Here is a 5,005-nt window from a genome sequence, read left to right as displayed (position 1 = left end):
TTTGCCCCACTGAAAACGAGAAGTTAGTAAGTAGCGCAGAAGAGCCTTTGGGTAGGCATAAAGATTAGAAACACTTCAAAAAGAGATAATCAGGATAAAGCACTTTTTCATTTAGTTTTAAATAAAAAAAATAAATAAAAAAAGTTGTGGGATTAAAAAAGATTAGTATCTTTGCAGTCCGGTAAAACGGGAAGCGCAGGAGTATTTTGAGAGGGTGTTGGTGAAGGGTTTAAGGTTACTTAAAAAACTTTAAAATTCTTTTAAAAACATTTGGTCATAAAGAAAATAATTTTTACTTTTGCACACGCAAATACGGAGCTGAAACTGACAGAAAAACAGGCATCGTAAAAAAGCGGAAGAAATGAAGATCATTGAAAAATAGATATAACAACCAAGTAAGGAAAAACTAAAGCGTCAAAAACTTTGAGTGAGTCAAGAACAAACATACAATGGAGAGTTTGATCCTGGCTCAGGATGAACGCTAGCGGGAGGCCTAACACATGCAAGCCGAGCGGTATGATTCTTTCGGGAATCAGAGAGCGGCGTACGGGTGCGGAACACGTGTGCAACCTGCCTTTATCTGGGGGATAGCCTTTCGAAAGGAAGATTAATACCCCATAATATATTAAGTGGCATCACTTGATATTGAAAACTCCGGTGGATAGAGATGGGCACGCGCAAGATTAGATAGTTGGTGAGGTAACGGCTCACCAAGTCAGTGATCTTTAGGGGGCCTGAGAGGGTGATCCCCCACACTGGTACTGAGACACGGACCAGACTCCTACGGGAGGCAGCAGTGAGGAATATTGGACAATGGGTGAGAGCCTGATCCAGCCATCCCGCGTGAAGGACGACGGCCCTATGGGTTGTAAACTTCTTTTGTATAGGGATAAACCTTTCCACGTGTGGAAAGCTGAAGGTACTATACGAATAAGCACCGGCTAACTCCGTGCCAGCAGCCGCGGTAATACGGAGGGTGCAAGCGTTATCCGGATTTATTGGGTTTAAAGGGTCCGTAGGCGGATGTGTAAGTCAGTGGTGAAATCTTTCGGCTTAACCGGAAAACTGCCATTGATACTGCATGTCTTGAGTAAGGTAGAAGTGGCTGGAATAAGTAGTGTAGCGGTGAAATGCATAGATATTACTTAGAACACCAATTGCGAAGGCAGGTCACTATGTCTTAACTGACGCTGATGGACGAAAGCGTGGGGAGCGAACAGGATTAGATACCCTGGTAGTCCACGCCGTAAACGATGCTAACTCGTTTTTGGGCTTTCGGGTTCAGAGACTAAGCGAAAGTGATAAGTTAGCCACCTGGGGAGTACGTTCGCAAGAATGAAACTCAAAGGAATTGACGGGGGCCCGCACAAGCGGTGGATTATGTGGTTTAATTCGATGATACGCGAGGAACCTTACCAAGGCTTAAATGGGAATTGATCGGTTTAGAAATAGACCTTCCTTCGGGCAATTTTCAAGGTGCTGCATGGTTGTCGTCAGCTCGTGCCGTGAGGTGTTAGGTTAAGTCCTGCAACGAGCGCAACCCCTGTTACTAGTTGCTACCATTAAGTTGAGGACTCTAGTAAGACTGCCTACGCAAGTAGAGAGGAAGGTGGGGATGACGTCAAATCATCACGGCCCTTACGCCTTGGGCCACACACGTAATACAATGGCCGGTACAGAGGGCAGCTACACAGCGATGTGATGCAAATCTCGAAAGCCGGTCTCAGTTCGGATTGGAGTCTGCAACTCGACTCTATGAAGCTGGAATCGCTAGTAATCGCGCATCAGCCATGGCGCGGTGAATACGTTCCCGGGCCTTGTACACACCGCCCGTCAAGCCATGGAAGTCTGGGGTACCTGAAGTCGGTGACCGTAACAGGAGCTGCCTAGGGTAAAACAGGTAACTAGGGCTAAGTCGTAACAAGGTAGCCGTACCGGAAGGTGCGGCTGGAACATCTCATTTTAGAGCGTCTTTAAGACGAAAAACAAAATTAGTATCGTAAGATACGAAGAACTTACTTAAAGAGAGGCTTTAGTTTTTATTTGGTTGATATATTAAAGAAATACAAAACCCACTAGAAATTAGTATCAGAGGGAGGGATTTAGAAAAAGAAGTTAGAAATTAGAAGTTAGAGATTAGTCTAACCTCTAGTGTCTAAAATCTAACATCTAAAACAAAGTCTCGTAGCTCAGCTGGTTAGAGCGCTACACTGATAATGTAGAGGTCGGCAGTTCGAGCCTGCCCGAGACTACTAATTGAAGGGATTAAGGTATTTAGGAATTGAGAGATTAAGAAATTAGCAGTTGCTAATCTTTAAATCTCCTAATCTCTGAATTTTTTAATCTTACTAGAGGGGAATTAGCTCAGCTGGCTAGAGCGCCTGCCTTGCACGCAGGAGGTCAAGGGTTCGACTCCCTTATTCTCCACCATCATAGATGGTTTAATATTAAAAAAGCAGATAGAGCCAAAAACAATATTTGCGGATTAGATCAGAAATAGCATTAAGATCATTGACATTAACGGTAAAGACATCACAAAGAGAAAACCGAGCACTTATAAGTGCTTGAGTAACCTAAAAATAGGAAAGAAATCGTTAAGGGCGTATGGCGGATGCCTAGGCTTTCAGAGGCGAAGAAGGACGTGGTAAGCTGCGAAAAGCTACGGGGATTGGCACACACGAATTGATCCGTAGATATCCGAATGGGGCAACCCAATACATTGAAGATGTATTACTCTAATTTATTAGAGAGCAAACCCGGAGAACTGAAACATCTAAGTACCCGGAGGAAAAGAAATCGAAGAGATTCCGTAAGTAGTGGCGAGCGAAAGCGGATTAGCCCAAAAGTCTTTATATATTTAGAAGAACGTACTGGAAAGTGCGGCCATAGACGGTGATAGCCCGGTATTCGAAAGGTATATATTGATGATAAATGAGTAGGGCGGGACACGTGAAATCCTGTCTGAATATGGGGGGACCATCCTCCAAGGCTAAATACTCCTGAAAGACCGATAGTGAACAAGTACTGTGAAGGAAAGGTGAAAAGCACTTCGAATAGAAGGGTGAAATAGAACCTGAAACCGTACGCCTACAAGCGGTCGGAGCAGATTAATTCTGTGACGGCGTGCCTTTTGCATAATGAGCCTACGAGTTAATTTTACTAGCGAGGTTAAGGACTTCAGGTCCGGAGCCGGAGCGAAAGCGAGTCTGAATAGGGCGCATAGTTAGTAGGATTAGACGCGAAACCTTGTGATCTACCCATGGGCAGGTTGAAGCTCTGGTAACACAGAGTGGAGGACCGAACCGGTTGACGTTGAAAAGTCTTCGGATGACCTGTGGGTAGGGGTGAAAGGCCAATCAAACTGGGAGATAGCTCGTACTCCCCGAAATGCATTTAGGTGCAGCGTCGCAACAAAGTTTATTAGAGGTAGAGCTACTGATTGGATGCGGGGGTTTCACCGCCTACCAATTCCTGACAAACTCCGAATGCTAATAAATGTTTTGCGGCAGTGAGGGCATGGGTGCTAAGGTCCATGTCCGAGAGGGAAAGAACCCAGACCAACAGCTAAGGTCCCCAAATATATGTTAAGTTGAAGCAACGCGGTTGGACTGCATTGACAGCTAGGATGTTGGCTTGGAAGCAGCCATTCATTTAAAGAGTGCGTAACAGCTCACTAGTCGAGCGGTCCGGCATGGATAATAATCGGGCATAAACATATTACCGAAGCTATGGATTTATAACATGAGTTATATCTGGTAGGGGAGCATTCTATTTGCGCCGAAGCAGTATCGCGAGGTATTGTGGAGCGGATAGAAAAGAAAATGTAGGCATAAGTAACGATAAAGGGGGCGAGAAACCCCCTCACCGAAAGACTAAGGTTTCCTCAGCCATGCTAATCAGCTGAGGGTTAGTCGGGACCTAACGCGAACCCGAAAGGGGTAGTGGATGGACAATGGGTTAATATTCCCATACTTGCTCACACTAAAAAGGGGACGGTTCGACGTAGCTATTGAAGACGGACGGAAGTGTCAAGGCCTAGCCTTCGGGCGAAGCTGTTATAGTGAAATCGGATCCAAGAAAAGCCGAAGTGAAGCAACCCGTACCAAAACCGACACAGGTGGTCGAGGAGAGAATCCTAAGGTGCTCGAGTGAGTCGTGGCTAAGGAACTAGGCAAAATAGTCTCGTAACTTCGGAAGAAGAGACGCCATCAGCAATGGTGGCCGCAGTGAAGAGGCCCAGGCGACTGTTTATCAAAAACACAGGACTCTGCTAAATCGAAAGATGCTGTATAGGGTCTGACACCTGCCCGGTGCTGGAAGGTTAAGGAAGGGCGTTAGGGTAACCGAAGCGTTTGACTGAAGCCCCAGTAAACGGCGGCCGTAACTATAACGGTCCTAAGGTAGCGAAATTCCTTGTCGGGTAAGTTCCGACCTGCACGAATGGTGTAACGATCTGGGCACTGTCTCAGCCACGAGCTCGGTGAAATTGTAGTATCGGTGAAGATGCCGATTACCCGCAATGGGACGAAAAGACCCTGTGAACCTTTACTATAACTTCGTATTGACTTTGAGTAAGTAATGTGTAGGATAGGTGGGAGACTTTGAAGCCGGCACGCTAGTGTTGGTGGAGTCGACGTTGAAATACCACCCTTTACTTACTTGGAGCCTAACTTCTTTTAGAAGGACATTGCGTGGTGGGTAGTTTGACTGGGGTGGTCGCCTCCAAAAGAGTAACGGAGGCTTTCAAAGGTACCCTCAGCACGCTTGGTAACCGTGCGTAGAGTGTAATGGCATAAGGGTGCTTGACTGTGAGACCTACAAGTCGATCAGGTGCGAAAGCAGGACATAGTGATCCGGTGGTTCCGTATGGAAGGGCCATCGCTCATAGGATAAAAGGTACTCCGGGGATAACAGGCTAGTCTCCCCCAAGAGCTCACATCGACGGGGAGGTTCGGCACCTCGATGTCGGCTCGTCACATCCTGGGGCTGGAGAAGGTCCCAAGGG

2 tRNA genes and 2 rRNA genes are annotated in these 5,005 nt (G+C 46.4%); all 4 read left to right on the top strand.

The features are described from left to right. The first annotated feature begins 446 nt into the window (after positions 1-446). Positions 447-1,963: ribosomal RNA gene (locus H560_RS0119385) — 16S ribosomal RNA — on the top strand. Between the two features lie 215 nt (positions 1,964-2,178). Continuing rightward, positions 2,179-2,252 (top strand) — tRNA-Ile (locus H560_RS0119380). Positions 2,253-2,353: 101 nt separating this feature from the next. Continuing rightward, positions 2,354-2,430, top strand: a tRNA-Ala gene (locus H560_RS0119375). Positions 2,431-2,584: 154 nt separating this feature from the next. After that, positions 2,585-5,005, top strand: a 23S ribosomal RNA gene (locus H560_RS0119370); the annotation flags it as partial.

The sequence above is a fragment of the Chryseobacterium daeguense DSM 19388 genome, assembly GCF_000430825.1.
Taxonomy (GTDB): domain Bacteria; phylum Bacteroidota; class Bacteroidia; order Flavobacteriales; family Weeksellaceae; genus Chryseobacterium; species Chryseobacterium daeguense.
Note: the sequence above shows the minus strand (reverse complement) of the source record. Positions and strands in the feature narration are given on the sequence as shown.